Origin of the sequence: Micromonospora sp. NPDC007220 (assembly GCF_040634035.1) — a bacterium.
In the GTDB taxonomy this organism is placed as follows: domain Bacteria; phylum Actinomycetota; class Actinomycetes; order Mycobacteriales; family Micromonosporaceae; genus Micromonospora; species Micromonospora reichwaldensis.
This window is the reverse complement of record NZ_JBEYEU010000041.1, coordinates 1-26852: the sequence shown is the minus strand read 5'-3', so window position 1 is coordinate 26852 and position 26852 is coordinate 1. Positions and strand designations below refer to the sequence as shown.

General features: G+C 74.2%; 25 protein-coding genes and 1 tRNA gene. 16 read left to right on the top strand and 10 right to left on the bottom strand.

Annotated features, from left to right (window positions below):
- Positions 1–31: 31 nt before the first annotated feature.
- Positions 32–364 carry a cupin domain-containing protein gene (locus tag ABZ573_RS31335; protein WP_358122672.1) on the bottom strand — a complete coding sequence of 111 codons (333 nt, stop codon included), beginning with the start codon at positions 362–364 and terminating at the stop codon, positions 32–34.
- Positions 365–628: 264 nt separating this feature from the next.
- Between ABZ573_RS31335 and ABZ573_RS31330 the strand changes: the two genes are divergently transcribed.
- Positions 629–1993, top strand: a complete 1365-nt coding sequence (locus ABZ573_RS31330; RefSeq protein WP_358122670.1) for a D-alanyl-D-alanine carboxypeptidase — start codon at positions 629–631, stop codon at positions 1991–1993.
- Between the two features lie 87 nt (positions 1994–2080).
- Positions 2081–2902: a peptidylprolyl isomerase gene (locus tag ABZ573_RS31325; protein ID WP_358122668.1), complete on the top strand. Its 822-nt coding sequence runs from the start codon at positions 2081–2083 to the stop codon at positions 2900–2902.
- A 207-nt stretch (positions 2903–3109) separates the two neighbouring features.
- Here the strand turns inward: ABZ573_RS31325 and ABZ573_RS31320 are convergent, their stop codons facing one another.
- Positions 3110–4132, bottom strand: coding sequence for a LacI family DNA-binding transcriptional regulator (locus tag ABZ573_RS31320; RefSeq protein ID WP_358122666.1), 1023 nt, complete (start codon positions 4130–4132; stop codon positions 3110–3112).
- 237 nt (positions 4133–4369) lie between these two features.
- Here ABZ573_RS31320 and ABZ573_RS31315 point away from each other — a divergent pair, with 237 nt between their 5' ends.
- Genes ABZ573_RS31315 through ABZ573_RS31290 form a run of 6 tightly spaced genes read left to right on the top strand, consistent with a single transcriptional unit; the run spans position 4370 to position 11705 of the window.
- Positions 4370–5668: an extracellular solute-binding protein gene (locus ABZ573_RS31315; RefSeq protein ID WP_151455815.1), complete on the top strand. Its 1299-nt coding sequence runs from the start codon at positions 4370–4372 to the stop codon at positions 5666–5668.
- An 8-nt stretch (positions 5669–5676) separates the two neighbouring features.
- The gene (locus tag ABZ573_RS31310) at positions 5677–6618 is read left to right on the top strand and encodes a sugar ABC transporter permease (RefSeq protein ID WP_358122663.1); all 942 of its coding nucleotides are present in this window, start codon (positions 5677–5679) and stop codon (positions 6616–6618) included.
- Positions 6615–7436: a carbohydrate ABC transporter permease gene (locus ABZ573_RS31305; RefSeq protein WP_358122661.1), complete on the top strand. Its 822-nt coding sequence runs from the start codon at positions 6615–6617 to the stop codon at positions 7434–7436. The genes ABZ573_RS31310 and ABZ573_RS31305 overlap by 4 nt, the downstream gene beginning before the upstream one ends.
- Positions 7433–9811 carry a glycoside hydrolase family 3 N-terminal domain-containing protein gene (locus ABZ573_RS31300; RefSeq protein ID WP_358122659.1) on the top strand — a complete coding sequence of 793 codons (2379 nt, stop codon included), beginning with the start codon at positions 7433–7435 and terminating at the stop codon, positions 9809–9811. Before ABZ573_RS31305 ends, ABZ573_RS31300 begins: the two co-directional genes overlap by 4 nt.
- A gap of 3 nt (positions 9812–9814) precedes the next feature.
- On the top strand, positions 9815–10804 hold the full coding sequence (locus tag ABZ573_RS31295; protein ID WP_358122657.1) for an acetylxylan esterase: 990 nt from the start codon (positions 9815–9817) through the stop codon (positions 10802–10804).
- A gap of 16 nt (positions 10805–10820) precedes the next feature.
- A complete protein-coding gene (locus ABZ573_RS31290; RefSeq protein ID WP_358122655.1) occupies positions 10821–11705 on the top strand; it encodes a M15 family metallopeptidase in 885 nt (294 codons plus the stop codon).
- Between the two features lie 40 nt (positions 11706–11745).
- Here the strand turns inward: ABZ573_RS31290 and ABZ573_RS31285 are convergent, their stop codons facing one another.
- On the bottom strand, positions 11746–12924 hold the full coding sequence (locus ABZ573_RS31285; RefSeq protein WP_358122653.1) for an acyl-CoA dehydrogenase family protein: 1179 nt from the start codon (positions 12922–12924) through the stop codon (positions 11746–11748).
- Positions 12925–13062: 138 nt separating this feature from the next.
- Here ABZ573_RS31285 and ABZ573_RS31280 point away from each other — a divergent pair, with 138 nt between their 5' ends.
- Positions 13063–13569, top strand: a complete 507-nt coding sequence (locus ABZ573_RS31280) for a DinB family protein (protein WP_151457220.1) — start codon at positions 13063–13065, stop codon at positions 13567–13569.
- Between the two features lie 45 nt (positions 13570–13614).
- Here ABZ573_RS31280 and ABZ573_RS31275 read toward each other — a convergent pair whose 3' ends face one another.
- The 5 genes from ABZ573_RS31275 to ABZ573_RS31255 all read right to left on the bottom strand — a co-directional run bounded on the left by ABZ573_RS31275 (position 13615) and on the right by ABZ573_RS31255 (position 17212).
- Positions 13615–14397, bottom strand: coding sequence for an alpha/beta hydrolase family protein (locus tag ABZ573_RS31275; protein ID WP_358122651.1), 783 nt, complete (start codon positions 14395–14397; stop codon positions 13615–13617).
- A 22-nt stretch (positions 14398–14419) separates the two neighbouring features.
- On the bottom strand, positions 14420–15610 hold the full coding sequence (locus tag ABZ573_RS31270; RefSeq protein ID WP_358122649.1) for a spore photoproduct lyase family protein: 1191 nt from the start codon (positions 15608–15610) through the stop codon (positions 14420–14422).
- Positions 15611–15653: 43 nt separating this feature from the next.
- On the bottom strand, positions 15654–16070 hold the full coding sequence (locus ABZ573_RS31265) for a DUF4180 domain-containing protein (RefSeq protein WP_358122647.1): 417 nt from the start codon (positions 16068–16070) through the stop codon (positions 15654–15656).
- A complete protein-coding gene (locus ABZ573_RS31260; protein ID WP_225852487.1) occupies positions 16063–16518 on the bottom strand; it encodes a helix-turn-helix domain-containing protein in 456 nt (151 codons plus the stop codon). The genes ABZ573_RS31265 and ABZ573_RS31260 overlap by 8 nt, the downstream gene beginning before the upstream one ends.
- 94 nt (positions 16519–16612) lie before the next feature.
- On the bottom strand, positions 16613–17212 hold the full coding sequence (locus ABZ573_RS31255; RefSeq protein WP_358122644.1) for a DUF6058 family natural product biosynthesis protein: 600 nt from the start codon (positions 17210–17212) through the stop codon (positions 16613–16615).
- 465 nt (positions 17213–17677) lie between these two features.
- On the opposite strand from ABZ573_RS31255, the gene ABZ573_RS31250 reads away from it, so the two are divergent.
- The 4 genes from ABZ573_RS31250 to abc-f all read left to right on the top strand — a co-directional run bounded on the left by ABZ573_RS31250 (position 17678) and on the right by abc-f (position 22276).
- Positions 17678–17750, top strand: a tRNA-Pro gene (locus ABZ573_RS31250).
- 239 nt (positions 17751–17989) lie between these two features.
- Positions 17990–19189 (top strand): RtcB family protein, encoded by a 1200-nt coding sequence (locus ABZ573_RS31245; protein WP_151457217.1) that lies wholly within the window; start codon positions 17990–17992, stop codon positions 19187–19189.
- A gap of 117 nt (positions 19190–19306) precedes the next feature.
- Complete coding sequence (locus tag ABZ573_RS31240; protein WP_358122642.1) at positions 19307–20404, top strand: SRPBCC family protein; 1098 nt, start codon at positions 19307–19309, stop codon at positions 20402–20404.
- 222 nt (positions 20405–20626) lie between these two features.
- A complete protein-coding gene (gene abc-f / locus ABZ573_RS31235) occupies positions 20627–22276 on the top strand; it encodes a ribosomal protection-like ABC-F family protein (protein ID WP_358122640.1) in 1650 nt (549 codons plus the stop codon).
- 10 nt (positions 22277–22286) lie between these two features.
- Here the strand turns inward: abc-f and ABZ573_RS31230 are convergent, their stop codons facing one another.
- The gene (locus tag ABZ573_RS31230) at positions 22287–23492 is read right to left on the bottom strand and encodes a chitosanase (RefSeq protein ID WP_358122638.1); all 1206 of its coding nucleotides are present in this window, start codon (positions 23490–23492) and stop codon (positions 22287–22289) included.
- Between the two features lie 212 nt (positions 23493–23704).
- Here ABZ573_RS31230 and ABZ573_RS31225 point away from each other — a divergent pair, with 212 nt between their 5' ends.
- The 3 genes from ABZ573_RS31225 to ABZ573_RS31215 all read left to right on the top strand — a co-directional run bounded on the left by ABZ573_RS31225 (position 23705) and on the right by ABZ573_RS31215 (position 26309).
- Positions 23705–24181: a hypothetical protein gene (locus tag ABZ573_RS31225; RefSeq protein WP_358122636.1), complete on the top strand. Its 477-nt coding sequence runs from the start codon at positions 23705–23707 to the stop codon at positions 24179–24181.
- Between the two features lie 100 nt (positions 24182–24281).
- Positions 24282–25490 carry a snapalysin family zinc-dependent metalloprotease gene (locus ABZ573_RS31220; protein ID WP_151457382.1) on the top strand — a complete coding sequence of 403 codons (1209 nt, stop codon included), beginning with the start codon at positions 24282–24284 and terminating at the stop codon, positions 25488–25490.
- A gap of 138 nt (positions 25491–25628) precedes the next feature.
- Positions 25629–26309, top strand: a complete 681-nt coding sequence (locus tag ABZ573_RS31215; RefSeq protein WP_358122634.1) for a hypothetical protein — start codon at positions 25629–25631, stop codon at positions 26307–26309.
- A 129-nt stretch (positions 26310–26438) separates the two neighbouring features.
- Here ABZ573_RS31215 and ABZ573_RS31210 read toward each other — a convergent pair.
- Positions 26439–26852: C39 family peptidase (locus ABZ573_RS31210; RefSeq protein WP_358122632.1), on the bottom strand; the 414-nt coding region annotated here is incomplete at its 5' end.

Genomic DNA, 26852 nt, shown 5'->3' with positions numbered 1-26852 from the left:
GCCGGGCGGTGACGACGGGCCGGGACGGTGCTCACGGCCGGGGTGTCACGGTGAGCAGGACGGCGGCGTCCGTGACGGCGTGCAGCGCGTGCCGCAGCGGCGGAATGACCACGAGGTCGCCGGCGTCGCCCTCCCAGGACTCGTCCCCGGCCACCAGGCGCACCCGCCCCACGAGCACCTGTAGCGTCGCCTCGCCCGGGCTGTCGTGCTCGTCGAGGGACCGACCGCCGCGCAGGGCGAGCAGGGTCTGCCGCAGGCGGCGGTCCCGGACCGCGTGCAGGGAACGTGCGCTGCGTCCGCTGTCGGCCTCCCGCGCGGCGGCGAGCTGCTCGTCGGCGAGGTGGGTCAGCGAGAGGGCTTCCATGGTCGTCCCTTCGTCGGTGTCGGGCGGCCCGCGGGGCGGGGACGCCGCCCGGCACGTAAACCGGAAGATCGGCTACCGCTTTCAGTCTCCAGCTTCCGTTCCGGCCGGGCCCCGCGGCAGGGCCGATGGTCCCGGAACCGGTGAGTCCGCGCCGCGGAAGCGGTCGAGCGGGAGGTGAGCCGGCCACGCCTCCGACCCGTGCCGGGCCCTCGGGCCTGGAGAACCCCGCCCGCGTCCCGAACTCCGCCGACTAGGGTGCGGTGCATGAAGGTTCGGCTGCTGGCGGCCACGGCGACCGCCGTCCTCCTCGGCACCGGTGCTCCCGTCCCCGCGGCGGCCGGCCCGGCCAACCCCGTCGCCCCCGTGACTTCGGCGCCCGGCGTCGTCGCGCCCGCGACCTCCGCGCCCGGCGTCGTCGCGTCCCCGCCCGGCGTAGTGCCCTCCCCGCCCGGCGTGGCGCCGTCCGCGCCCGGGGCCGTCGGGTCCGCGCCCTGCCCGAAGGCGCCCGCGCCCAAGGTGTCCCGGCCGCCGCGTCCGTCACCGCCGCCGGCCGTGCCGGGGGAGCGGGCCGTGGGCGGCCAGGCGCTCGACACCGCCGGTCTGATCGTCCCGGCGGGGGCCGCGCGCCCGCCAGCGGTCACCGCGACCTCGTGGCTGGTCGCCGACCTGGACACCGGCCAGGTGCTGGGCGGCTGCGGCCCGCACGAGTACGGCACCCCGGCCAGCGTGCAGAAGCTGCTGCTGGCGGCCACCATGCTGCCCCGGCTCGACCCGCAGCAGGTCGTCACCGTCACCGACGGGGACATGGACATCGAACCCGGCTCCTCGGCCGTCGGGCTGGTCGCCGGCGGACGGTACCGGATCGAGACCGTCTGGCTCGGGCTGCTGCTCCAGTCCGGCAACGAGGCGGCCAACGTGCTGGCCCGGCTCGGCGGCGGGCCGGACGGAATGGCCGGCGGCGTGCGGGCGATGAACGAGGAGGCGCACCGCCTCGGCGCCCTCCAGACCCACGCGGTGACCCCCTCCGGTCTCGACGGACGAGGCCAGTTCACCAGCGCGTACGACCTGGCGCTGGTCGCCCGGGCCTGCTTCGCCGAGCCGACGTTCCGCCGGTACGCGCTGACCGAGACGCACCGCATCCCCGCCCAGCCGGCGCAGCGCACCAAGGGTTTCGAGATCCAGAACGAGAACCAGCTCATCTACCGCTACCCGGGTGCGCTCGGCGGCAAGACCGGCTTCACCGACCTGGCCCGGCACACCTACGTCGGGGCGGCCCAGCGCAACGGGCGGCGGCTGGTGGTCACGTTGCTCGGTGCCGAGCCGCAGCCCGCGCGGGGCTGGGAGCAGGGCGCCGCCCTGCTCGACTGGGGCTTCACGCTGCCCCGGCGCTCCGCCGTCGGCCGGCTGGTCGAGCCCGGGGAGCTGACCGCCTCGGCGACCCCCTCGCCACCCGCGCTCGCCGCCACCGTCGATCCGCGCCCGGCCGCGGCCAGCGGCCCGCTCGAGGACGGGCTGATCGCCCGGTGGCCCGTGGCCGCGCTCGCGGCGGTGGCGGTCGCGCTGCTGGGGGCGGCGCTGCTCTGGCGCCGCCGGGCGGCCCGGCGCCGGTACGGCGGGGCTCCTTCCTGACCTGGACGGGGGCGGGGCGGATCGACAAGCGACGACGGGATCCATAGACTCCGGTCTTTGCAGCGCCACGAGTCCAGGAGGATCCCCGTGTCGAGCGAACCCCGACCGCACCCCGTCCCGCCGTCGATCGAGGCACCCCGCCGGCCGGCCCGTACGCTGTCCCGCCTCGCCGGGGTGGCCCTGGTCGCGGGCGCGCTGGTCACCGGTGGCGGCGCCGCCGCGGTCGCCGCGCCCGGCGGAGCCCCGGCCGACGCCGCCGCCGTTTCCCGGGTCACGCCCGGCCCGTGCGCCTACACGGAGACGCCCGAGGACCCCGCCGCCAGGCCGGTCCCGCTGCCGCCCGACCCGAGGCGCACCCCCGACCGGGGCACCGTGCGCGTCACGCTGCGCACCAACCAGGGGCCGGTCGGGCTGACCCTCGACCGGGAGGCGGCCCCCTGCACCGTGCAGAGCTTCCTGCACCTGGTGCGCCACCGCTTCTACGACCGGACCTCCTGCCACCGGCTCACCGCGTACCCGACGCTGAAGGTGCTCCAGTGCGGTGACCCGTCCGGCACCGGCTCCGGCGGTCCCGGCTACCGCTACGCCGACGAGCTGCCCACCGACCTGCCGCCCGCGCCCACCGACCCGACCGGCGTACGCCGGCTCTACGCCCGGGGCACCCTCGCCATGGCCAACGCCGGCCCGGACACCAACGGCAGCCAGTTCTTCCTGGTCCAGTCGGACTCGGCGCTGCGCCCCAACTACACGGTGTTCGGCTCGATCGACGCCGCCGGCCTGGCCACCCTGGACCGGATCGCCGCCGGCGGCATCGCCCCCACCGCCGAGGACCCCGCGCCGGTCGACGGCGCGCCCGCCCTGCCGGTGGACATCCGCCGCGCGGTCCGGCACCACCACCCGCACCGCTGAACCCGAAGGCCCGGTGGTCCCCGCCGGCCGCGGCGCCGTTCCGGAACGTCCGGGCGGCCCGGGACGGTGGGGGCCGGCGTGCCGTTGCGGAACGGCGCCGCGGCCCGTGCGCGGTGACTTCCGGCGGTCAGGCCGGTGGCGATCCCCCGGAACTTCCGGAACGCTGTCGGGAGCGCCGCGGCCGGACGGCGAGCCGCGCGGCGGCGCTCACGGCCGGCGCGGCGGCGCCGTGCTGTCCCGGACGACCAGGTTGGTGGCGAGTTCCACCCGGGGGGAGTCGATGCCCTCGCCCTGCGCCAGCCGCAGCACGGTCCGGGCGGCCAGGCGACCCATCTCCACCAGCGGTTGCCGGACGGTGGTCAGCGGCGGTGAGGCCCAGCGGGCCTCGGGCAGGTCGTCGAAGCCCACGACGCTGACGTCGTCGGGGATCCGCAGCCCGCGGCGGCGGACGGCCTCGTAGACGCCGAAGGCCATCTGGTCGCTGGCCGCGAAGATGGCCGTCGGCGGGTCGTCGAGGTCGAGCAGCGCCGTCCCGGCGGCGAAACCCGAGGCGTGGTAGAAGTCGCCGGGGTGCACCAGGCGGTCCTCCACCGGCACCCCGGCCGCCTCCAGCCCGGCCCGGTGGCCGTCCAGGCGGGCCCGGCTGCACAGCAGGTGCGTCGGCCCGGCGACGAAGCCGATCCGCCGGTGCCCGAGCGACAGCAGGTGCTCGGTCGCGGCGAGCCCGCCGGCCCAGTTGGTGGCGCCGACGGTGGGCACGTCGGTGGCGGGCACGCCGGCCGGGTCGACGACGACCACGGGCACGTTGAGGCGGCGCAGCTGCGCGTGCAGCGGCGGGCTCAGGTGCGAGGTCACGAAGATGACGCCGTCCGTGGCGCGGGCCCGCAGGTTCTGCAACCACTGCCGGGCGGCGGTCGACTGGCGGTGGATCGCGGAGACCACCGTGCCGACGCCCGCGCCGTGCCCGACGTCCTCGACCCCCCGGATGATCTCGACCGCCCAGGGGCTGTCCAGGTCGTTGAAGACCAGGTCGACCAGGCCGACGCGGCTGACCGTGCGGCTGCCGCGGCGCTGGTAGCCGTGCTGGCGCAGCAGCTCCTCCACCCGCTCGCGGGTGCCGGGAGCCACGTCCGAGCGCCCGTTGAGCACCCGCGACACGGTCGGCACCGAGACCCCGGCCTCCCGCGCGATTGCGGTGATGGTGATCCTGCGCCCGTCGTCGCCGTCCACCCGCGTCTCCTTCACCGGTCGGAAGACCGACCGTACCCGTGACCACCGAAAAACGTCCGGAACGGCGTGGCCGCTCCACCGGCCCATCTTGCCCCACGATCGGGGGTTGACGACACGGCAGGTCGGTTCTAGCGTTCGGACGAGTTACGGAAGTATTCCGGAAACTTGTCGGACACCTTTCGGTCGTCGCGCCGGCGGCGACGTCCCCCACCACACCCCCACCACGAGAGGTCGATCATGACTGTACGCACGCGGCTCGCCCGGGTCGTCGCGCTCGGCGCCGCCCTGGCGCTGGCGTTGCCACTGACCGCCTGCGGTGACGGTGACTCGGCCGCCGGCCCGGACGAGATCCGCATCCTGGTGTACGGCGACGCCACCAACAAGGTCGAGAAACAGCTCGTCGAGACGTTCAACAAGACGTCGAAGGTCAAGGCGGTGCTGGACACCATCCCCGGCGCCGACTACCAGACCAAGCTCCAGACCATCATCAACACCAAGCAGGCGCCGGACGTTTTCTTCAACTGGGGCGGCGGCAGCATCACCCCGTTCGTCAAGGCCGACCTGTTGCTGCCGCTGGACGACATGATCGCCAAGGACCCGGGGCTGAAGGCGAACTTCCTGCCGTCGGTCTTCAACACCGCCATGGTCGACGGCAAGGCGTACGGGGTGCCGATGCGCGGCACCCAGCCGGTGCTGCTGTTCCACAACAAGAAGGTCCTCGCCGACGCCGGGATCACCCCGCCGAAGACGTGGGACGACCTGCTGGCGGCCGTGCGGACGCTCAAGGGCAAGGGGATCACGCCGATCGCCCTCGGCGGCGGCGACCAGTGGCCGACCCAGATGTGGTACCAGTACCTCTATGACCGGGTGGCCGGCCCCGAGCTGTTCGCCAAGGCGCTCGGCGGCGACAAGAGCGCCTGGGAGAGCCCGGAGAGCCGCCGCGCCCTGGAGCTGCTGCGGCAGCTGACCGACGCGGGTGCGTTCGGCACCAACTTCGACTCGGTCAAGTTCACCGACGGCGGCTCGCCCGCCCTGCTGTCCAGCGGCAAGGCCGGCTTCGAGCTGATGGGCTCGTGGAACTACTCGACCCACCACGACGCCAACCCGACCTTCGCCGCCGAGGGCCTCGGCTGGAGCGCCTTCCCGAGCGTCCCGGGTGGCAAGGGCGACCCGCGCAACGTGGTCGGCAACACCAACAACTTCTACTCGGTGCTGAAGAAGACCCGGCACCCGGAGGCGGTGGCCGAGTTCCTCAAGCTCCAGTACTCCGACGAGTTCGTCCAGGCGCAGCTGTCCATCGGCAACCTGCCGACCACCACCAACACGGAGAAGTTCCTCGACGGCGCCACCAACCCGGACTACCTGAAGTACCAGTTCACCCTGGTCAAGGAGGCCCCGAACTTCCAGCTCTCCTGGGACCAGGCGTACCCGCCGGCCGCCACCACGACCATCCACCAGGCCGTGCAGCAGTACTGCAACGGCCGGATGGACGCCGCCGGCTTCATCAAGGCGATGCAGTCCCTCCAGGCGGGCTGAGCGCGACCATGTCCACCACCACCCTCGCCGCCTCCGCCGCGACGGAGCAGCGACGGGCCCGACGAAGCCCGGGCGGCCCCACCCTCAGCCGCCCGGGCTTCGCCTGGGCCCTCCCCGCCACCCTGTTCTTCGGGCTCTTCGCGCTCGTCCCGCTGGTCCTCGTGGTCGTGCTCAGCTTCACCAGTTGGGCGGGCCTCGGCTCGCCGGAGTACGTCGGGCTGGACAACTGGCAGCGGCTCGCCCGCGACCCCGTGATGATCAACAGCCTGTGGCTGAGCGTCCTGCTCACCGCCCTCGGCGTGCTGGTGCAGACGCCGCTGAGCCTGCTGATCGGCGTGTGGGCGGCCGGGCCGCAGCGCAACCGGGCCGTGCTGTCCGCCATCTTCTTCCTGCCGCTGCTGCTGTCGGCGACCGCCGTGTCGGTGCTGTGGCGGGCGCTGCTCGACCCGAACTTCGGCGTGCCCGGTCAGGCCCCGTGGCTGTTCGGCGACGGCAACCTCTTCGGCAGCCGGACGGGCGCGATCGCCGTGCTGGTCTTCGTCGGCGGCTGGCAGTTCATCCCGTTCCACGCGCTGATCTACCAGGGTGCGGCCCGCGCCGTGCCGGCGGTGCTCTACCAGGCCGCCGAGGTCGACGGCGCCGGCCGGTGGGAGCAGTTCCGCCACGTGACCCTGCCGCAGCTGCGCAACGCCATGATTACCTCCGTGGTCCTCATGGTCGTCGGCGGGCTGACCACGTTCGACACCGTGCTGATCCTCACCCAGGGCGGGCCGGGCACCGACACCACCATCACCGCCTACCACATGTACGAGCAGGCGTTCCGCAGCTTCGACTTCGGCGCGGGCGCGGCCATCGCCCTGCTCCTCGTCGTCGTCGCCACCGTCATCTCGCTGATCGTGGTCCGGGTCTCCGGCTACGACAAGATGCGCTCCACGATGGAGGGCCTGTGAAGCGGCACCACCCAAACTGGATCGCCGGGATCGGCGCCCTGGCCTGGCTCCTCGTGGTCGGCCTGCCGATCTACGTCATGCTGGCGACCACCCTGCAGACCCGGGAGGGCTACGGCCGCAACGGCCCGCTCGCCCCGCCCGACACCTTCACCCTCGACAACTACACCGGCGCCTTCGACGAGGGCTTCGGCCGCTACCTGTTCAACACCCTCGTGGTGACGGTGAGCGTGGTGGCCATCGTGCTGCTGCTCGTGCCGCCGCTGGCGTACGCCATCGTGCGCAGCCGCAGTCGGCTCACCTCCGGCGTGTTCCGGCTGTTCCTGTTGGGCCTGGCGATCCCGGCGCAGGCGGTCATCGTGCCGATCTTCTACCTGATCAGCAAGGCGGGGCTCTACGACAACCTCGTCGGCGTCATCCTGCCCACCGCCGCGTTCTCCCTGCCGGTGTGCGCGCTGATCCTCAGCGGCGTCATGCGGGACATCACCCCCGACCTGTACGAGGCGATGGCCATCGACGGCGCCAGCCCGGCGCGGGTCTTCGCCCAGCTGGTGCTGCCGCTGTCGCGCGGCGGGATCGCCACGATCGCGGTCTTCTCCGCCCTCCAGGCGTGGAACGGCTTCCTGTTCCCGCTGATCCTCACCCAGTCCGACTCCACCAAGGTGATCACCCTCGGCCTCTACAACTTCCAGACGCAGTACGGGATCAATATTCCCGGCCTGCTCGCCGCGGTCGTGCTGTCGATGGTGCCCGTCCTGCTCGTCTATCTGTTCGCCCGGCGGGCCCTGGTGCAGGGGCTGATGGGCGTCGGAGGAAAGTGACCGACAACGTGACCCTCGACATCGCCCCCGGCACCGCGATCTGGACCGACCCGACCCTCGACCTCGCGACCCGGGTGGACGCCCTGGTCGCCGTGATGACCCTGCCGGAGAAGGTGGCCCAGCTCTACGGCGTCTGGGTCGGCGCCGCCGCCGACGGGGGAGAGGTCGCGCCGTACCAGCACGAGATGGAGGAACCGGTCGACCTGGCCGCCCTGCTGGACACGGGTCTCGGCCAGCTGACCCGCCCGTTCGGCACCGCCCCGGTCGACCCCGCGCTCGGCGCGCTGTCGCTGCTGCGGACTCAGCAGCGCGTCGCCGCCGCCAACCGGTTCGGCATCCCGGCGATGGCGCACGAGGAGTGCCTGGCCGGCTTCGCCGCCTGGGGCGCCACCGCGTACCCCGTGCCGCTGTCCTGGGGCGCCACCTTCGATCCGGAGCTGATCGGGCGGATGGCCGCGGCCATCGGCGCCGACCTGCGCCGCGTCGGGGTGCACCAGGGGCTGGCCCCGGTGCTCGATGTGGTGCGCGACGCGCGCTGGGGGCGGGTGGAGGAGACGATCGGCGAGGACCCCTACCTGGTGGGCACCATCGCCACCGCGTACGTGCGGGGCCTGGAGTCCGCCGGCGTGGTGGCGACGCTGAAGCACTTCGCCGGCTACTCCGCCTCCCGGGGCGGGCGCAACCTGGCGCCGGTGGCGATGGGCCCCCGCGAGCGCGCGGACGTGATCCTCCCGCCGTTCGAGATGGCGGTACGCGAGGGCGGCGCGCGGTCGGTGATGCACGCCTACACCGACACCGACGGGATGCCCTCGGCGGCCGACGAGGAGCTGCTGACCGGCCTGCTCCGCGACGTCTGGGGCTTCCCGGGCACCGTGGTGGCCGACTACTTCGGCATCGCCTTCCTGCACACCCTGCACGGCGTGGCCGGCACCTGGGCCGAGGCGGCGGCCGAGGCCCTGGCCGCCGGCGTGGACGTCGAGCTGCCGACGGTGAAGACGTTCGGCGAGCCGCTGCGCGAGGCGCTCGCGGCCGGCGCGGTGCCGGAGGCACTGATCGACCGGGCGGTGCGTCGGGTGCTGACGCAGAAGGCGCAGCTCGGTCTCCTCGACGCCGACTGGAGCGCGGTGCCGGCCGCGCTGGCCGGCGCCGACCTGTCCGACCCGGAGGCGCTGCGCGGCACCGTCGACCTGGACCCGCCCGCCAACCGGGCGCTGGCCCGCGAGGTGGCCGAGCGCTCCGTGGTGCTGCTGGCCAACGACGGCATCCTGCCGCTGCACCGGCCGGCCCGCATCGCGCTGGTCGGCCCACAGGCGGAGAGCCCCACGGCGGTGCTGGGCTGCTACTCGTTCCCCGCCCACGTCGGCTCCCGGCACCCCGAGGTGCCCGTCGGTATCGCGCTGCCCACCCTGGCGGCGGCGCTGCGCGCCGAGTTCCCCGGCAGCGTCGTGGTCACCGTGGCCGGCGTCTCCGTCGACGGCGACGACACCGGCGGGGTGCCGGCGGCCGTCGCGGCGGCGCGGGACGCGGACGTGGTCGTCGCCGCGCTCGGCGACCGGGCGGGACTGTTCGGGCGGGGCACCAGCGGCGAGGGCTGCGACGCCGAGTCGCTGGCCCTGCCCGGGGCGCAGCAGCACCTGCTCGACGCGCTGCTGGACACCGGTACGCCCGTGGTGGTGACGCTGCTCGCCGGGCGGCCCTACGCGCTGGGTCGGGCGGTGACCGACGCGGCGGCGATCGTGCAGTCGTTCTTCCCCGGCGAGGAGGGCACCCCGGCCGTCGCCGGCGTGCTCAGCGGCCGGGTCGCACCGCAGGGGCGGCTGCCGGTCAGCGTGCCCCGGGGGCCGGGCGCGCAGCCGACCACCTACCTGTCGGCCCGGCTGGGCCAGGCCAGCGATGTCTCCAACGTCGACCCGACGCCGGCGTTCGGCTTCGGGCACGGCCTGGGCTACACCACGTTCGACTGGTCGGGCCTGGTCGTCGACGAGCCGCTCGCGGCGACCGACGGTGAGCTGCGGCTGCACTTCACGGTGCGCAACACCGGCTCCCGGTGGGGCAGCGAGGTCGTGCAGGTGTACGCCCACGATCCGGTGGCCTCGGTGGTCCAGCCGGTGCAGCGGCTGGTCGGCTACCTGCGGGTGCCGCTGGAGGCGGGCGCGGCCTGCCGGGTCGACCTGGCCGTGCCGGCCGACCTGTTCGCCTTCACGGGGCGCGACGGGCGGCGCGTCGTCGAGCCGGGGGAGCTGGAGCTGCGGCTGGCGGCGTCCAGCACCGACCACCGGCTGGTGGCGGCGGTCGCGCTGCGCGGTCCCGCCCGGCACGTCGACCACACCCGGCGGCTGCACCCCCGCTTCGCCGTCACGCCGTCGGCCGGCTGAGCGGTGGCCCTCACCGACCTGCCCGAGGAGCAGTTGCGCGCGTACCGCGGCGGGGTGCGGGAGCCGGCGGACTTCGACCGGTTCTGGGCGGACACGATCGCCGAGTCGCGGGAGTGCGGCTGGCCGGTGCGCGCCGAGCCGGTGCCCACCGGGCTGGCCACGATCGACGTGCTCGACGTGACCTTTCCCGGCTTCGCCGGGCAGCCGGTGCGGGCCTGGCTGCGGCTGCCGCGCGGCGCCGAGTCGCCCCTGCCCACCGTCGTGCAGTACGCCGGCTACGGCGGCGGCCGGGGCCACCCGCTGGAGAACCTGCTGTGGGCCTCGGCCGGGTTCGCGCACCTGCAGATGGACACCCGGGGGCAGGGGGCGGGCTGGACCCGGGGGGACACCCCGGATCCGGCCGCCGCCGGCCCCGAGGCACCCGGGGTCGCCACCCGTGGCGTGACGGACCCCCGCACGTACTACTACCGGCGGTTCCTCACCGACGCGGTGCGGGCGGTGGACGCCGTCCGGACCCTGCCGGCGGTCGATCCGGCGCGGGTCGCGGTCCTCGGGCACAGCCAGGGCGGCGGGGCCGCGCTCGCCGTCGCCGCGTTGACGCCCGACCTGCGGGCCGTCGTGGCCGGCGTGCCCTTCCTGTGCGACATCCCGCGCGCGATCGTGCTCACCGACGCGCAGCCGTACCGGGAGATCCGCGACTATCTGGCCGTCCACCGGCACGCCGAGGAGCGGGTGCTCGACACCCTGGCGTACGTCGACGGGGTGAACTTCGCCCGCCGGTGCCACCTGCCGGCCCGCTTCTCCGTCGCGCTGATGGACGAGATCGTGCCGCCGTCGACGGTCTTCGCCGCCATCAACGCCTGCCGGGGGCCGACGGAGCTGTCGGTCTGGCGGTACAACGGTCACGAGGCCGGCGGGATCGACGACGACGAGGCGGCGGTGGGCTTCCTGCGCGTACACCTCTCGCCGGACCGGGCGCCCGACGGCCCGTAGCCTGATAGACAGGGGTGTGGCCAGGCCAGTCCGGATCCGCCGGCGAGCCCCGCGCGCCGCGACCGCCCGCCGGCGGGCGGTGGCCGTGGCCGTCGTGATGGTGGCGCTCGCGCCCGGCTGCACCCGATCCGCGCCGTCACCACCGGCCGTGTCGCCACCGTCGTCCCCGGCGTCCGCCTCCGCCGCGACGTCGCCCGGGCCGGGGCTCGTCGTCCTCACCGACGTAGACCCGCGCATCCGGACCGACATCCGGTACGCCACCGCCCACAACTTCGTCGGGCGACCGGTCGCCGGCTACCCCGAACCGCTCTGCCTGCTCACCCGCCGGGCCGCCGAGGCGCTGCGCCGGGTGCAGGACGCCGCCCTCGCCCGGGCCCGCAGCCTGAAGGTGTACGACTGCTACCGCCCCCAACGGGCCGCCGACGACTTCGTCGAGTGGGCCCGGCAGCCCGGCGAGCAGCGGATGAAGGCGGAGTTCTATCCCCGGGTGGCGAAGTCCGAGCTGTTCGACGAGGGGTACGTCGGGGCGCCCACCGCCCACAGCCGGGGCAGCACGCTCGACCTGACCCTGGTCGACGTGCCGACCCCCACCCAGCCCCCGTACGCCCCGGGCCGGCCCCTGGTCTCCTGCACCGCCGCGAAGGGGCAGCGGTTCCCGGACAACGGCGTCGACATGGGCACCGGCTTCGACTGCTTCGACCCGCTCGCGCACACCGACTCACCCCAGGTCACCGGCGTGGCCCGGGACAACCGGCGGCTGCTGCGGCAGCTGATGACCGACGGCGGCTTCGTCAACTACGACCGCGAGTGGTGGCACTACCGCTACCGCGACGAACCCTGGCCGGACACGTACTTCGACCTGCCGGTGGCCCGCTCCTCGGCCGAACCCGTGGGCGGCTGACGCACCCGACCCGGCTGGCGCTCCCGGCCCGGCGTGACGCTCACTTGAAGGCGGCGTGGCCGGTCAGCACCTGTCCGATGATCAGCTGATGCACCTCGGACGTGCCCTCGTAGGTGAGCACGGATTCGAGGTTGGCCGAGTGCCGGATGACCGGGTAGTCGAGGGTGATCCCGGCCGCGCCCAGGATGGCGCGGCACTCGCGGGCGATGGCGATGGCCTCCCGCACGCTGTTGAGCTTGCCCAGGCTGATCTGCCGGTGGTCGAGGGTGCCGGCGTCCTTCAGCGCGCCGATCTGCAACGCCAGCAGCATCCCCTTGCCCAGCTCCAGCCCCATGTCGGCGAGCTTGAGCTGGGTGGCCTGGTACGCGGCGAGCGGCTTGTCGAAGATCTGCCGGCTGCGGGCGTACGCGATCGTCGTCTCCAGGCAGTCGTGGGCCGCGCCCAGCGCCCCGAAGACGATGCCGAAGCGGGCCTCGTTGAGACACGTCAGCGGCCCGGACAGGCCGGTGGCCTCCGGCAGCATCGCGTCGGCGGGCAGCCGCACGTCGTCGAGGACGAGTTCCGAGGTCACCGAGGCGCGCAGGGAGAGCTTGCGGGTGATCTCCGGGGCGGTGAAGCCGGGGGTGCCAGCGGGGACGAGGAAACCGCGTACGCCCTCGTCGGTGCGGGCCCACACCACGGCGACATCCGCGACGGAGCCGTTGGTGATCCACATCTTGGTGCCGTCGAGCACCCAGTCGTCCCCGTCGCGGCGGGCCCGGGTCCGCATGCCGGCCGGGTCGGAGCCGAAGTCCGGTTCGGTCAGGCCGAAGCAGCCGATGGCCTCGCCGGCCGCCATCCGGGGCAGCCACTGCTGCTTCTGCTCCTCGGAGCCGAACCGCCAGATGGCGTACATGGCGAGCGATCCCTGCACCGACACCAGGGAGCGCAGCCCCGAGTCGCCCGCCTCCAGCTCGAAGCAGGCCAGCCCGTACGCGACGGCGGAGGTGCCGGCGCAGCCGTAGCCCCGCAGGTGCATGCCGAGCACGCCGAGTTCACCGAGTTCGCGGGCGAGATCCCGCACGGGCAGGCGGCCCTGCTCGTACCAGGTGGCGATCTCCGGGCGGACCCGTCGGTCGACGAAGCCGCGCACGGCGGTTTGGAGGTCTCGGGTGTCGTCGTCGATCAGGGCGTCGATGCCGAAGTACGCGAGCGCGGTCGCGGGGGTGGACAGGGTCACGGTTGGTTTCCTCCCGGGCGTGCGGCTGCGTGCCCACGCTACGCGCGCCGGCGACGTCGGGCATGATCGGACGTTCCGGCTCGGAGACGAGCGACCGTCGGACGGCGGGTGTGCCGTCACGCGAGGGGGGAGTGGGTCGTGGCCACCGAACGGATCGGGCCGCCCGTCACCGGGGACGAGCGCGAGATGCTGCGCGCCTTCCTGGACTACCACCGGGCGACCCTCGCGATGAAGTGCGACGGGCTGTCCGACGAGGACCTGCGCCGGCAGTCGATGCCCCCGTCCACGCTGTCGCTGCTCGGTCTGGTCCGGCACATGGCGGAGGTGGAGCGGGCCTGGTTCCGCCGGACCATCGACGGCGAGGACGTGCCGCTGGTCTGGTCGGACTCGGGCGACTTCCAGGTGGCGTACGACGCGAGCGGCGCCACCCGCGCCGAGGCGTTCGACGCCTGGCAGCGGGAGGTCGCGCACTCCCGTCGCATCGAGCGCGAGGCCGAGTCGCTCGACGTGACCGGCCACCACGCCAGATCCGGCGAGGACGTGTCCCTGCGCCTGGTGATGCTGCACCTGATCCACGAGTACGCCCGCCACAACGGCCACGCCGACCTCCTGCGCGAGGGCGTCGACGGCACCGTCGGGGCCTGAGCGCCGGGCCGCCCGGCCACCGGCATCGCTCAGCCGGCCGCCGGGTCAGGCGCCGGTGCGCAGCGGCAACCAGGCCAGCACGTCCTGGATCTTCGCGTCCCAGTACGCCCAGTCGTGCGCGCCGGGGGAGAAGTCCACGGTGAGCGGGACGCCGCGCTCGCGGGCCGCCGTGACGAAGGTCAGGTTGTCCTCGTACAGGAAGTCCTCGGTGCCGCAGGCGACGCGCAGCGCGGGCAGGTCGGCGCCCGTGGTCCTGCCGAGCAGGGCGAGGACATCGTCGTCGCTGCCCGCGACGGTGCGCTCGCCGAAGGCGGTGTGCCAGACGCCGGGGTCGAGGGGCGCGGTCGGATGGTGGCGGCGGGTGGCCACGTCGAGCGCGCCGGAGAGGCTCGCCGCCGCCGCGAACCGGCCCGGGTCGCGCAGCGCCCACTTCAGCGCCCCGTAGCCGCCCATCGAGAGCCCGGCGACGAAGGTGTCCTCCCGACGCGTCGAGAGCCGGAAGAACCCGTGGCACAGCCGGGGCAGCTCGTCGCTGAGGAAGGTCCAGTACCGGTTGCCGTGCTCCTCGTCGCTGTAGAAGCTGCGCCCGACCTGGGGCATCACCACGGCCAGGCCGAGCGGCGCCACGTACCGCTCGATCGAGGTGCGGCGCAGCCAGATCGTGTCGTCGTCGGACAACCCGTGCAGCAGGTAGAGCACGGGCGGGTCGCCCGGCGGGGCGCTACCGGACATGCCGACCTGCGAGGAGGTGAGCTGCGGCAGGATCACGGTCATGGAGGTGCCGAGACCGAGCACCTCGGAGTGGAAGTCGACACGCATCAGGGCCACGGTCGTCGACCGTAGCTGATCCTCACGTCCAGTAGAGGACCCGGCAGGCAGGCAGCCGGGCGGCCAGCTCGCGGTCGAACCAGGTGCGCAGCTCGGCCATCGTGTCGCGCGGGTAGACGTACTTCACCGCGCCGAACCTGCCGTACCTGCGGCTGCGGGCGGACTCGTCCATCTCCAGCCTCGTGCGCGGGTACCAGCCGAGCAGCACCTCCTTGCTGCCCGGGGTGAACCGGTGGGTGATCAGCTCGGCGGTCAGGTCGAGCTCCGGCACCCCGGCGACCGCGCCCGCGACCGCGTCGAGCAGCTCGCCGTAGTGCTCCCGCCAGCCGGGCAGCGGCATGATCGGCGCGACGGTCAACCCCACCGGGTAACCGTCGAGGGCGAGCCGGCGCAGCGCCGCCAGCCGGTGCGGCACCGACGCCGTGCCGCCCTCCATCCGCTCGCTGACCGGGCGGCAGTTGACGCTGAACCGGACCCGGGTGCGCCCGGCGTGCGGCAGCCCCACGAACGTGTCCACGTCGGCGTACTTGGTGGTCCAGCGCAGCTGCACCGGGGCGTCCCAGCCGGCGAAGTGCTCCACCGCCCGGCGCCAGCTGCCGGTGAGGTGCTCGAGGGCCAGCGGGTCCGTGTAGCAGGACGCCTCGAAGGTGGTGCCCTCGGCGGCCCGCTCGGCGCTGCGGCTGGTCACCGTGCCCCGCCCGGCGTAGTCCGCGAGGCCGGCGAGGATGTCGTCCAGGTCGGCGTACACCCGCGTCACCGGTGGCCCCGACAGCGAGCCGGCGAGGTAGCAGTACTGGCAGTGGGCCGGGCAGCCCTCCGCCAGGTCGAAGCGCCAGTCCGCGCTGGGCGCGATGGGTTGCAGCTTCCGGCGCGACGGCGGGCTGACCACGAGCGCCATGGTCGCCTTCGCCCGCGCGTACGTCTCCCGCTCGGTGGCCCCGCGGATACCGGTGAGCCGGTTGGCGCGCAGCCGCTCGACCTCGATGCCCAGGGCCTCGACGCGCCGGGCCACGCGCCGGCCGTGCGGGTGGTCCAGCGCGGCCGGCGTGGCGACCACCCGGCGCGGCAGCCACCGCCGCGCCGGCCGCGCCGGTGGCGCCAGCCCGGCCAGGTCGCGGGTCGGCACGCGCTCGCCGCTGGCGTCGTGCGGCGCGGGCGGTACGTCGACGGCCAGCGGCTCGTCGACGTCCACCGGCTCGGCCTCCGGCCTCATCCGCGCCGGTTACCCGTCCCGCGCGCCGACAACCCCGGGGCGGTCAGCCGCGCGCCGGCGCCCCGCTCGGCCCGGGGGCGGCCCCACCGGGTCCCGGCGCCGGCGCCAGGCGGGCGTCGAGGACGTCGAGGTCGGGGACGAACCACACGTGGCCGGAGCGGTTCGACTCGTGCACGAGGGCGCGCAGGGCCGAACTGGCCGCGAGGTGCGGGCCGATGTCGCCCACGACGACCAGGCGCAGCCGGTAGTTGACGAACTTCTGCATGACCTCGCCGGCGAAGCGGGTGCCGAGGGAGAAGAAGGAGGCGTCCAGCCGGCGCACCGGCACGGCCACCACCTGGGCGCCGAGGAAGGCCGAGCCGATCAGGTCCAGCGCGTCCTGCTCGGTGGTCACCGGCGGGCCGTCCGGGTCGCACACCAGCACCGGCACCCCGGCCCGCTCCTGGATGACGTCAGGCATCGCCGGCCTCCCTGGTGAGCAGGCCGTTGTCGCCGTCGAGCACGGCGTCGACCAGGTGCAGCACCTCGGCGGTGGCCGAGGCTCCGCCCAGGATCACGATCTTCATGCGGTTCCGCTCCTCGTCGTGGACGGTCTGGATGCGCAGCGGGTGCGCGGGGTGGTGGGTGGTGTTCGCCGTGGCCAGGACGAGCGTGGCCAGCCGGTCGGCCGCGGCCCGGTCGACGCCGTCGATCTGCAGGATGCTCGACACCTCCACCGCCGTGCCGACGGCGGGACGGGCGGGGGCCGACCGACCGGTCAGCGCGTCGAGGTCGGCGCGGGCGATCCGGTACTGCTTGCCGATCCGCACCGCCCTGAGTCGACCGGCGCGGATGTAGCCCCGCACGGTGCGCACGTGCAGGCCCAGCCGTTCGGCCACCTGCTCCACCGAGTACATTTCCTCACTCATCGTTCCCTAATCTAGTCACAACAGGGCGCGATAGGGAAGTAGTTGTGATGCGGGCGTCGTTTCCCGCCCGCGCCGACGACGGCCGCCGTCGCCGTCAGGGGCGCTCACGCAGGCGGGCCCGCACCGCGTCGACGTAGGTGTCCCGAGAGGTCGGGCCGCCGAAGCGCAGCCGGTCGTACGGGGTGAACGCCGGCGTCAGCGCGTCCAGTTCGTCGGCCAGCGCAGACAGCCGCAGCGCGGTGCCGTCGTCGGTCGGGTCGACGTCGAGATTCGCCAGCGCCGCCCGGATGGCCGCCACCAGTTCGTCCTTGCGCCGGATCGTGGCCGGGCCGACCGACCGCAGGCAGACGTACCGGCCGCTGAGATAGGCGTCCCACTCCGCGGCGCCGACGCCCTCGTCCGCCCAGTGGCCGGTGAACCACGCCTGCAGCGCGTCCGTCCCGCCAGCCTGCTCGGCGAGCGCGAACAGGTCCACGAGCACCATCTCCGCGCCGTCGGAGCGCAGGTATCCCGGCAACGGAAGCCGCCGGTCGAGCATCAGCCGGCGTACGTCGTCCGCGTCGCACCCGTGTGCGGTGCACAGTTCGTCGAGCACCGCGAACTGGGCGCTCACGTACGCGTCGTCCGCCTCCGTCATCGAATGGTCGCCGTTGACCTGCCGGTACCGTTCGGCCACCTGCCGCTTGAGCTGCATCGGAACCCCCTCCTGTCCGCGTCGTCGGGGCGCAACGGTAGTGGCCTGACGGTTCGGTGCCGGCCGAACGGAACGTGGATATCCGTTGCGGTCACCGTCGCGGCCCGCCTACCGTCATCGGCGCAAGGTCAACCGAACGACCCCAGGGGAGTACGCCGTGTCGCAGCGCACCCGCACCGACGCCGTGTGGCCGACGCCGCGCGCTGGTGCTTCGCTGCCCACAGGCACACCAGCCTGCGGGCGGCGCCGTCCCGGACACGGGCGGCAACGGGGGTGGCGGCGCGTCTAGCGCCCGCGCGTATGCGCAGCCGCCCACCCCACCGGGGGCCGGGCGGCTTTTTCGTCCACCCGATCGCCGTCCACCTTTGTGCCGGCCACACCCGGCGACGTCACCCGTTCCCAACTCCACAGTGGAAGCAACGACCCGGTCGCCCCGCCATGGGCCGACCGGGAGCACGACCGTCACCGGGACGAGGGAGCTGGCTGACCCGCTCGCCTTGGGCGCGAGAGACACGGGGTTCGATTCCCCGGTCCCGGACGGCAGGGCAGGGCGTCCGGCTCTGCCGTGACACGGGCCGTCGGAGCATCGGGAGGCGCACCCGGTGCCCGACCGGCCCACCGCTGCACCCGTCGGGCCCCGCCCGGCGGGCCGGCCGCGCGCTGGGCGCGGAGAGGCCGTGCAGGCCACTCCTCCGGGTTCGATTCCCGGGCGGTCGTCGAATCCCTTCCGGTCCCGCCGTGACGGCGGCGACCAGCCCCCGACACGAGGAGACGACGATGAGCTACACCCCGCTCGCGGGCACCCGCGCGCCGGTCCGGGTCTGGACCGACCCGTACGGCATCGAGCCGCAGGCCGCCCAGCAACTGCGCAACATCGGCGCGCTGCCGTGGGTGGAGGGCGTCGCGGTCATGCCCGACGTGCACTTCGGCAAGGGCGCCACGGTCGGCTCGGTCATCGCGATGCGGCAGGCCGTCTCGCCGGCGGCGGTCGGCGTCGACATCGGCTGCGGCATGTCCGCGGTGCGCACCTCGCTGACCGCCGCCGACCTCCCGGACGACCTGGCCGGGCTGCGCTCGGCGATCGAGGCCACGATCCCGGTCGGGTTCAACCAGCGGGAGAAGCCGGTCGACCCGCGCCGGGTCCGGGGCCTGGAGCAGGCCGGCTGGGACGACTTCTGGCGCCGGTTCGCGGGCCTCGACCGGCGGGTGGCGCAGCTGGAGACGCGGGCCCAGCGGCAGCTGGGCACGCTCGGCGGCGGCAACCACTTCATCGAGGTCTGCCTGGAGCAGGGCGGCGCCGACGAGGGACGGGTGTGGCTCATGCTGCACTCCGGCTCGCGCAACATCGGCAAGGAGTTGGCGGAGCGGCACATCGCGGTCGCCCGGCGGCTGCCGCACAACACCGACCTGCCCGACCGCGACCTCGCGGTGTTCCTCGCCGGCACGCCGGAGATGGACGCCTACCGCCGGGACCTGTGGTGGGCGCAGGAGTACGCGCGGCGCAACCGGGCGGTCATGCTCGCCCTGCTCTGCGGGGTGGTGCGGGAGCAGTTCCCGCACGTCGGCTTCGACGAGCCGATCAGCTGCCACCACAACTACGTGGCGGAGGAGAGCTACGACGGCGTCGACGTGCTGGTCACCCGCAAGGGGGCGATCCGGGCCGGTCGGGGGGACCTGGGCATCATCCCGGGATCGATGGGCACCGGCTCGTACGTCGTGCGGGGCAAGGGGAACCCGGACGCGTACTGCTCCGCCTCGCACGGGGCGGGGCGGCGGATGTCGCGGGCGCAGGCGAAGCGCACGTACAGCACCGCCGACCTGGTCGCGCAGACCGCCGGCGTGGAGTGCCGCAAGGACGCCGGCGTGGTCGACGAGATCCCCGGGGCGTACAAGGACATCACCCAGGTGATGGCGCAGCAGGAGGACCTGGTCGAGGTGGTGGCGCACCTCAAGCAGGTGGTCTGCGTGAAGGGATGAACGCCGACCGGCGCCCCGGAGGGGTGGGCGCCGGTCGCCCGCCCCCGGCGCCGGCCGCGTACCGTGGGGATCCCCCCGTCCGGGGCGGGCCGCGATCGATACCCGTAGAGTCGCGCCGTGATCGAGATCGACGTGCAGGTGGACCTGTTCCACCCGGCGGACCGGGTGTGGCACGCATTGACGGATCGCGCTCTGCTCGCCCGCTGGTTCACCGAGGTCGAGCCGATGGCCGGGTCGCGCGGCCGGCTGCTGCTGTTCACCGCCGGCCTGCCCGGGTTCGACGCCGCCGTCGACGCGGAGGTGACCGACCGGCGGGAGCCGGAGCTGATCGCGTTGCGGTGCCTCGAGGGCGGCCGGCGAAGCCGGCTGGCGTGTGCCGTCGCCCCCACCGCCGAGGGGTGCCGGCTGTCGGTCCGCGAGGTGCTGGAGCACGGCAGCTGGAACGACGAGCAGCGCGAGCGCCGCGAGGAGTCCTACCGGCAGGCGTTGACGGGGCGCCTGCCGGCGATCCTCGACTGGCTGGCCTTCCAGCAGGTCGACCTGCGCCGGGGCGAGCCCGGGATGACCACCGAGATGCCGGTGACCGAGGTGGTCGGCGACGGGCCGGTCCCGGCCGCCCGGCGCCGGCGCTGGCCGCTGCTGGTCGCGGGGTTGGCCGGCGTCGTGCTGGCCGCCGGGGCGGCGGTGTGGGCGGTCCTGCCCGACGAGCCGGACCCGGTCGCCGGCCCGGTCGCGACGCCGTCGCCGACAGCCACGGCCACCCCGAGCCGTACGCCGCGGGCGACCCCCTCCGCCCGCCCCACGCGCAGCGCCACGCCGACCCCGTCCCGCCCGAGCCGGACGCCGTCGGCGACCCCCTCGGCGACGCCCTCGCGTGCGCCCACCTCGATCGCGCCGTCGGCCCCCGCCATGACCGCCCGCTACCGGACCGTCTCGACGAGGCTGCTCGGCTTCACCGGCGAGGTGGTCGTCGACAATCCCGGCAGCGCGGCGGTGGACGGCTGGACGGTGGTCGTCACGCTGGCCGAGGGCGGCTCCCTGACCGACGTCAGCGGGGCGGAGCACCGGCGCGACGGGCAGGTCGTCACCTTCACCGGGCCGCCCGTGCCGCCCGGCCGCTCGCGGACCTTCACGTTCGCCGTGCGCGACGTCGACCAGCTCACCAGGGCGCCCGAGGACTGCTCGATGGGCGACGACCCCTGCGCGGGCCTCTGACGCCGTCGCGCGTCCCCGTGGTACCGGGCCGCGCTGTTAGGATGGGCGCGAGTGATCAGGACAGGGAGACCAGACGTGGCGGGTGACGACGACATCTCCGGGTGACACCGGAAGTGCCCGGCCAGCGGCAGGCGTTCGACCGCCGCCGTGGCCGTGGTCCGTCGTCTTCGAATCCCGTCCCCAGGGCGCCCGGCGCGCCCACGTCACCCCGAGGGTCTCCGCATGTCCGACGCGTTCATCATCTGTTCCCGCCTCTCCTTCTCCTGGCCGGACGACACCCCGGTCTTCGAGGGGCTGTCCTGCACCGTGGGCGCCGGCCGCACCGGCCTCGTCGCGCCGAACGGCGCCGGCAAGACCACGCTGCTCAAGCTGATCGCCGGCGAGTACCAGCCGACCGGCGGCTCCGTGACCGTCGACGGGGTGCTCGGCTACCTGCCGCAGAGCCTTCCGTTGGCCGGCGACCTGACCGTTGCCGAGGTCATGGGGATCGCGCCGGTGCTCGGGGCGCTGCACGCCATCGAGGCCGGGGACGCCGACGAGGAGCACTTCACCACGATCGGCAACGACTGGGACATCGAGGAGCGCACCCGCGCCCAACTGGACCGGCTCGGCCTCGACGACGTGTCCCTCGACCGGCCCCTGCACACCCTCAGCGGCGGCCAGGTCGTCTCCCTGGGCCTGGCGGCGCAACTGCTGCGGCGGCCCGACATCCTGCTCCTCGACGAGCCCACCAACAACCTGGACCTCGACGCCCGCCGCAAGCTGTACGCCGTGCTGGAGGACTGGAACGGTTGCCTGCTGCTGGTCAGCCACGACCGGGCGCTGCTGGACCGGATGGACCGCATCCTCGAACTCGACCGGAGCGAGGTCCGCTCCTACGGCGGCAACTTCACCGCGTACGAGGAGGCGGTGCGCGCCGAGCGGGAGGTCGCGGAGAAGAACGTCCGCCACGCCGAGCAGGAGGTCAAGCGGGAGAAGCGGGAGATGCAGCAGGCGCGCGAACGGGCCGAGCGCCGGGCCGGCAACGCCGCCCGCAACCTGAAGAGCGCCGGCCTGCCGAAGATCTTCGCCGGCACCATGAAGCGGGGCGCCCAGGAGTCGGCGGGCCGGTCGAACGAGACGCACGCCGCGCGGGTCGGCGACGCCAAGGCCCGGCTCGACGAGGCGGGCCGTGCCCTGCGCGACGAGCAGCGGATCACGCTGGAACTGCCCGGCACCAGCCTTCCGGCCGGTCGTACGGTCTTCCACGGCGAGGGGATGCAGGTCCGCTACGGCGGGCGCGCCCTGTTCGCCGGTGCCGGCGTGGACCTCACGATCCGGGGGCCCGAACGGATCGCGCTCACCGGTCCGAACGGCGCCGGCAAGTCCACCCTGCTGCGTGTGGTCAGCGGCGACGTGCAACCGGAGGGCGGCCGGACCAGGCGGGCCGACGGCCGGATCGCCTACCTGTCCCAGCGGCTGGACCTGCTGGACCTCGACCGCACGGTCGCGGAGAGCCTGGCCGCGTACGCGCCCGCGATGCCGGAGGCGCAGCGGATGACCCTGCTCGCCCGCTTCCTGTTCCGGGGCTCCCGCGCCCACCTCCCGGTCGGGGCGCTCTCCGGCGGCGAGCGGCTCCGCGCCACCCTGGCCTGCGTGCTGTTCGCCGAACCGGCGCCGCAGCTGCTTCTGCTCGACGAGCCGACCAACAACCTGGACCTGGTCAGCGTCGGCCAGCTGGAGAGCGCGCTCGACGCGTACGAGGGTGCGTTCGTGGTGATCAGCCACGACGAACGGTTCCTCGCGGCGATCGGCGTGGACCGCTGGCTGCGGCTCGCCGACGGCCGGCTGCGGGAGACCGGCGCCCCCGCCGGCCTCGCGCCGGAGTCGTGACCGGGGGCCGTCAGCCGATGCGGTACTGGTCGCCGTAGACGGCGAACACCAGCGGCGTGTTCAGGTCGAAGTTGCCGTTGTTGAGGAAGACCCGCTGCGCGGTGTCCACGCGGGAGGTGTCCGAGTGGGCGGGTTCCTTCCTCATCTCGGCGACCCGCTCGTCGAGGAAGGCGTGCAGCCAGGTCCGCTCGTCGCCGCCCTGGGCCGGGGGCTTCGCCCGGGCCAGGGCGCGACTGCGGATCGCCCGCATGCCCTCGTAGCCGTGCATCACCGCCGCGTCGTAGTAGGCGAACTGCCCGAGCGCCCGTACGCCGTCGGTCTTGCCGTCGCGGACCGAGGGGTTGAAGTAGACGCGGTCCCGCTCGGCCTCCTGCGCGGCCCGGAACACGGGGTCGGCGGCGGCGGTGCGCCAGTCGCGGGGGAAGTACGGGTCGAGGCCGGCGTGCGAGTCGCTGCCGTCGACGGCGCGCAGCGCGGGCAGGTAGCCGGCCAGCACGTTGCCGGGCTTGGTCCGCGTGTACGCCTCCACGAGTTCGAGCATGTCGCCGGTGCCGGAGCAGAAGCCGATGATGCCGGCGGTGTAGCCCCGCCCGTCGCCGATGTCCTCGATGTAGGAGAACTGCGCGCGCCAGTCGAGCGAGGAGTTCTCCGCCGCCGACACGAGCTGCATGGCGACGTCCTTCTTGGCCGGATCGTCGAGGGCAGCGCCGGCCGGCGCGGACGGGGTGGGTGTGGCGCCGCCGCCGGGCAGGGTCCACCGCTGGTTGGCGGTGCCGGAGCAGCTCCAGATCTGCAACCGGGCACCGTTGGCCGTGCTCCAGTCCGTGACGTCGAGGCACTTGCCCGAGCCGGTGTTGACCAGCGTGCCGTTGCTGGCGGTCCACTTCTGTGCGCCGGTGCCGTTGCAGTCGTACAGCTGCACCTTGGCGCCGTTGGCGGTCGACGCGGCGGTGACGTCCAGGCACCTGCCGAGTGCGCGGACCGATCCGTCGGCGTTGCCGACCGTCCAGACCTGGGCCGCGGTGCCGTTGCAGTCCCAGAGTTGGATCGGCGTGCCGTTGGCCGGGTTGGCCCCGGCGACGTCGACGCACTTCCCGCCGAGGCCGGTGACGGGCCCGGCCGCCGCGGCGCTGGCCGAGGGCAGGCCGTAGCCGATCGCGGCGACGGTGACGGCGAGGGCGCCCGAGAGCTGGGCGACGGTCCGCTTGGGAGGCATGGCGCTCCTCGGGTGGGATGGCGGCGCGCCGCCTCCGGTCGGTGGGCCAGCGGCCCCGTGGGATGGCCGGACGGCCACCAGGAACTTCAGGAAACTGTATTTACAAATAGCAGTGTGTCGATTGGCTGTCAAACGTCGAGGCCGGTCACCTCTGGGGCAGGTGGCGCCCGACGTGGCACGATGCGGGGTGGGCCCGAGCAGGGGAGGCGGCAGTGTCGATGCCCGTTGCCGAGCTGAGTGAGCTGCGACGTCGCCTGTCGCGGGTGATCCTCGTCCATGTCGCGCTCTCGGTCGGGTTCGCGCTGCTCGCGGCGGGCGGCGTGTCGTCGCCCGCCGGGCGGGCGGGGGCGTTCGCCGTGCCGTGGCTGGCGATCGGGGCCGCCGGCGGGCTCGGTGCGTCGCTCATCGCCGCCGCCGCGTGGCGGCTGCGCGCGGGCCTCGCGGCGGGACGGCCGCCGGGGAGCCGGTGGGCCGTGCGGTGGGAGGCGTCGGCCCGCCTGGGCATGGCGCTCGCGGCGGCGGTGGCGCTTGCCGCCGGTGTCGCCGTGGCGCCGGCCGGGTCGGAGCGGGGATTCGTGATCGGGGTGGACGCGGCCCTCGCCGGCGCGCTCGCGCTGTTCGCGCTGGCGGCCGGCGACGTTCGCCGGGCAGCCCGTTCGGCGGAGCGGGCCGCCGCGTCGCCGGTATGACGATTCCGTTATGCCGCATATCGGCGACCCCCGCTCTAGCATTCACGTACATCGATGACCGGCGGTGGCACGCCGCCGGACAACCCCAGGGAGTGCGTGTATGTTCCGACGACAACTGCTGCACGCGGCGACCGCCGCGCTGGCGGCGGTGCTGGCCGCAACCGGAATGCAGGTTGCCACCGGCGCGAGCGCGTCCGCCGCCGACACGGGCGCGTCCGCCGCCCGGACCGTCTACTACGACGCGAGCCGGGCCGGCGAGTTCCGCACCAACTTCGACCAGGCCGCGGCCATCTGGAACAGCCGGGTCAGCAACGTCCAGCTGGTCGCCCGTACGCCGGGCAACGTCACCATCTACGTCGACAGCGGCTGGCCGCGCGCGCAGGTCACCAGCCTCGGCGCCGGCCGGGTCTGGATGGGCTGGACCGCCGTCAACCAGGGCTACAACCGCACCCGCATCGCCACCCACGAGCTCGGCCACATCCTCGGCCTGCCCGACCGGCGTACCGGACTCTGCTCCGACCTGATGTCCGGCAGCAGCGCGCCGGTCTCCTGCACCAACGCCAATCCGAGCGCCGCCGAGGCGTCCCGGGTGAACCAGCTCTTCGCGGGCGGCCTGGCCGCGTCGGAGGTGCCCACCGGGACGTTCACGTGGAACGACACCGACGACATCTCGCCGCAGGTGGTCAACGGCCGGCCGGCGAGTGAGAACTACCCGTGGATGGTGTACGTCTCCGGCTGCACCGGCACCCTGATCAAGGCCAACTGGGCGGTCACCGCCAAGCACTGCGGTACCCCCTCCTCGGTGCGGGTCGGCAGCGTCAACCGCAGCAGCGGCGGCACCGTCGTCTCGGTGACCCGGGCGGTCAACCACCCGAGCGTCGACGTGAAGCTGCTCCAGCTGTCCAGCTCGGTCAGCTACGCCCCGGCGCCGATCCCGACCACCTCCGGCGCGGTCGGCACCGCCACCCGGATCATCGGCTGGGGCCAGACCTGTGCTCCCCGGGGCTGCGGCAGCGCCCCGACCGTCGCGAACGAGCTGGACACCTCGATCGTGGCGGACAGCCGCTGCCTCGGCATCAACGGCCCGTACGAGATCTGCACCAACAACACCAACGGCAACGCGGGCGCCTGCTACGGCGACTCGGGCGGCCCGCAGGTGCGCCGGATCAACGGGGCGTGGGCCCTGATCGGCGCCACCAGCCGGGCCGGCAACAACAACTCCACCTGCGCCACCGGCCCGTCCATCTACGTGGACCTGCCGTCCATCCGGTCCTGGATCAACACCCAGGTCGGCGGCCTGCCGGCCTGACCCACCCCGCTACGGGGGACGCCGCGTGCGGCGTCCCCCGTAGCGTCGTCACCCCGGTCGTACCGCCGGGGCGTCACGCGGCGACCACCCGGAGTGCGGTACGGTGCCTGGCACATCGACCCCTTTCCGAGGTGAACCATGCGTGTCGTGGCTGCGCTCGCCCTGACCCTGGCGCTCGCTCCCGCGCCGACGCCGACGGCCTCCGGCGGGCCGGTCGGTGACCTGCTCGGCGGCGTCGGGCGGGTCGTCGACGACCTGCTCAAGGGGGGTGGCCGGGCCACCCCGGGGACCTCCCCGACGCCCGTGCCGTCCAGCTCGGCGGCCCCCGCCCCGTCCCCGGCCGGCCCGTCGGCCGCGCCGGCCGTCCCGGCGGCGCCGGGCCGGTCCGCGCCCGCGTCCAGCCCCGGGGGTGCGTCCGCGCCCGCACCCGCCGGCGATCGGCCTGCCGGGCGACCGGCCGGACGGGAGGCCGACGCGCCGGGCCCGCCCGGGCAGGGTGCCGCCTCCGACGCCCCCTCGACGGTCGCGGCCCCGCCACGCGAGGGCGAGGGGGGAGCGGACCGCTGGCTGGTCTACGGTTTGGCGCTGGGCGTCCTGGCGGTGCCCGTGCTGTTCGTCCTGCACCGACGGCGCCGGCCCGCCGCCGCGGCCACCGGCCCGGCCGGCCCCGCCAACCCGCCGACGCCCGCCCCCGCCCCCGAGCCGGACGACGAGCCCGTGGTCGACAACGTGACCCACCTGCCGACGGAACTGAACGCGATCTACGAACTCGGCCGGCTCGACGAGCGGCTCAGCCAGGAGCGCAACCGCCGGTCCTGAGCAGGGTACGGGTGGCAACGGTGGACACCACGCTGGGCGGGACCGGGCCGGGCGGGCGAGCCCTCGGCATGGCGTGACGAAAGGGCCGGCCCCCTTGTGGGGCCGGCCCTTGTCGTTGGGTGTGGTGTGTCAGGCGGTGTAGCCGCGGGTGGCGATCCAGTCGGCGAGGTTGTCGACGCTCATCCGGTAGGAGGCCTGGTCGGGGTTGGCGGAGTCGGCGATGGTGACGGTGTTGCCGTTGTCGCGGTAGCCGACGACGCTGATGTAGTGCCCGCCCTCGAAGGAGTGGGTGGTGCCGTCGGTGTCGGTGGCGGTGCCGGCGATGTTGGCGACGATGGCGTGGCCTTCGTCGATGGCGGTGACGATGTCGCCGCGTAGCTTGTCGGTCTGCTTGTCGTCGGCCTTGGCGTCGGGGATCTCCACGGACTGGTAGGCGTCCTTGCCGGTTTCCTTGTTGAGGACGGGGGTGATGTCGTTGATGGAGTTGGTGCCGGCTTCGGTGGTGCCCATGCGCTGGGCCATGCCGTCGACGTCGATGTTCTT